The sequence below is a fragment of the bacterium genome (genome assembly GCA_040755795.1).
In the GTDB taxonomy this organism is placed as follows: domain Bacteria; phylum UBA9089; class CG2-30-40-21; order CG2-30-40-21; family SBAY01; genus JBFLXS01.
On the sequence record JBFLXS010000522.1, the window covers coordinates 1 to 2,448 of the forward strand.

Annotated in this window: 2 protein-coding genes; both read left to right on the forward strand. The window is 37.9% G+C overall.

Annotated elements, in window-relative coordinates; all coding sequences use genetic code 11:
• Nucleotides 1-524: 524 nt before the first annotated feature.
• A complete protein-coding gene (gene accB, locus AB1414_19215; GenBank protein MEW6609543.1) occupies nt 525-971 on the forward strand; it encodes an acetyl-CoA carboxylase biotin carboxyl carrier protein in 447 nt (148 codons plus the stop codon).
• The gene (accC, locus tag AB1414_19220) at nt 964-2,301 is read left to right on the forward strand and encodes an acetyl-CoA carboxylase biotin carboxylase subunit (GenBank protein MEW6609544.1); all 1,338 of its coding nucleotides are present in this window, start codon (nt 964-966) and stop codon (nt 2,299-2,301) included. Before accB ends, accC begins: the two co-directional genes overlap by 8 nt.
• Nucleotides 2,302-2,448 lie beyond the last annotated feature (147 nt).

Consider the following 2,448-nt stretch of genomic DNA (forward strand, 5'->3'; position numbering starts at 1 on the left):
TGTTTATTTCTTTTGGGCAAGTCTCCTTGCCTCTTTCTTAGTAAGAATAACACAAGGAAGCTGGAAATTCAAGCAAAATTTTCATCCTCCTTTGTGCCCCGCAGGGGCATGACGGTTTCTCCTGAAAGTAGGAAGTAGGAGAGTAGGAAAGTAGGAAAGGGAAACATTGCCTACAGGGAAAGAATACTGTGTACATCCTTTATCCCTTTCCTACTTACCTACTACCTACTTGCCTACTATTTTCATTATTCTATAATCCGCAGGTTAATGTTCGTTCCCCCAAATGACTGACCCATTACTATTCTGTTCCTTTATTTCTACCTGCACAGGTCGAGATTTTTTAATAAGGACTCGATAGTTAGGTGATATAGGGTTTTGAAAAATATTACCATAGTGTTAAACAAATGTCAACAATTATTTCTCGACTTAAAAAAATTAATTGCATTTTATTTATTAATATGATATAATATTTCTCTAAGTGAGTAGTGGAGGCAAACTATAAAAAATTTAAAGAAGGTAGAGATATGGATATAAAAAGGGTTAATAAATTAATTACCATTATGGAAGAGGAAAACCTATCAGAATTGGAGATAGAGGATGAGGATTTTAAAGTTAAACTTAAAAAGCCTCAAGGTGGTGGGGTAATAGAATCTATATCTAAACCAAAAGGGTTACCTACACAAAAAATCCCCATTAAGGAATTAAAAAAGAGGGATTTGATTACATTGACATCTCCAATGGTAGGTTTTTTTTATCTCTCACCAACTCCAACCTCTCCTCCTTATGTTAAAATTGGGGATAAGGTTACGCCAACAGATATAGTCTGTGCGATTGAAGTTATGGGAGTAATCAATGAGATAGAGGCAAAGACTTATGGTAAGATTAAGGAGATATTGGTTGAAGAGGGACATCCAGTCGAGTATGGTCAACCTCTATTTTTGATTAAAGTAGGGGGAGAAGAAGATGTTTAAGAAAATTCTGATTGCAAATCGTGGCGAGATAGCCATAAGGATAATCCGCGCCGCCAAAGAATTGGGGATAAGAACTGTTGCGGTTTATTCTGATGCAGATAGGGATTCTTTACATTTACAATATGCGGATGAATCTATTTGTATTGGACCGGCATCAAGTCAGGAAAGTTACCTGAACATTCCACAGGTAATTAGTGCGGCGATTATTACCGGGGCAGAGGCAATTCATCCGGGATATGGATTTCTGGCAGAAAATGCAAAATTTGCTGAAATTTGTGAGAGTCATCAAATTGGTTTTATTGGTCCTACTTCCCAGACTATTGCCAAAATGGGTGATAAAATCGAAGCACGACGCATAATGAAACATGCCGGTGTGCCAATTATTCCAGGTTCAACTAAACCAATTGAATCATCTAAAGATACCACCCGAATAATTGAAAAGATAGGCTATCCGGTGATGCTCAAGGCAACTGCTGGCGGTGGTGGTAAAGGGGTTCGGATTGTCTGGAATAAAGATGAATTACCGCGTGCCTTTGAAATTGCTTCTGCGGAGGCTAATGCCGCCTTTAAAAACCCATCTTTGTATATCGAACGCTATCTCCACGAACCCAGACATATTGAAGTTCAGATATTAGCGGATAAATATGGAAATATGGTTCATCTTGGTGAGCGGGAATGTTCTATTCAACATCGACATCAAAAATTAATTGAAGAATCACCTTCGTCAGCTGTCGATGAAAGATTACGAACGAAAATAACTGACGCGGCTTTAAAAGCCGCTAAAGCAGTTAAATACAGTAATGTCGGCACGATTGAATTTTTACTTGATAACGATAAAAACTTTTATTTTATTGAAATGAATACCCGAATCCAGGTTGAGCATCCGGTAACGGAATTTGTTACTGGAATTGATTTGATTAAAGAACAAATCTGTTTAGCCGATGGAGAAAAACTTCGATTTTCAAAAAAAGATATTAAACTCCGTGGTCATGCCCTCGAGTGCCGAATAAATGCCACTGACCCGGCTAATGGATTTTCTCCCTCTGTGGGTAAAATCGAAAACCTTATTTTACCAGGGGGCATTGGTGTCCGTGTGGATACTCATCTTTACCCAGGCTATACTATCCCACCTAATTATGACGCTTTGATTGCCAAAATTATTACTTATGGCTTAACTCGTGATGAGGCTATCGCCAGAATGAAAAGGGCACTGGAAGAATGTGTTATTGAAGGGATAAAAACTACTATCCCATTTCATCAAAAGGTACTGGAACAAGAAACATTTAAAAAAGGAGAAATACATACACACTTTTTATCTGGAGTTTCGTGAATTTTCATAAGAGTTCAGGGAGGATAAAAATAAGGAGAAAGGGAGAAGATGGAGAAGTGGAGAAAAGAAGAGTTAAGTGATGGGATTATTAATGCCTGTATTAATGTCCATCAAAAGTTAGTGTCGTGTTGAACAAATAACGCACGG

What these genes read in the sequence shown, in the direction of transcription:
- accB (MEW6609543.1), top strand. Translation starts at nt 525, where the DNA reads ATGGATATAAAAAGGGTTAATAAATTAATTACCATTATGGAAGAGGAA.
- accC (MEW6609544.1), top strand. Translation starts at nt 964, where the DNA reads ATGTTTAAGAAAATTCTGATTGCAAATCGTGGCGAGATAGCCATAAGG.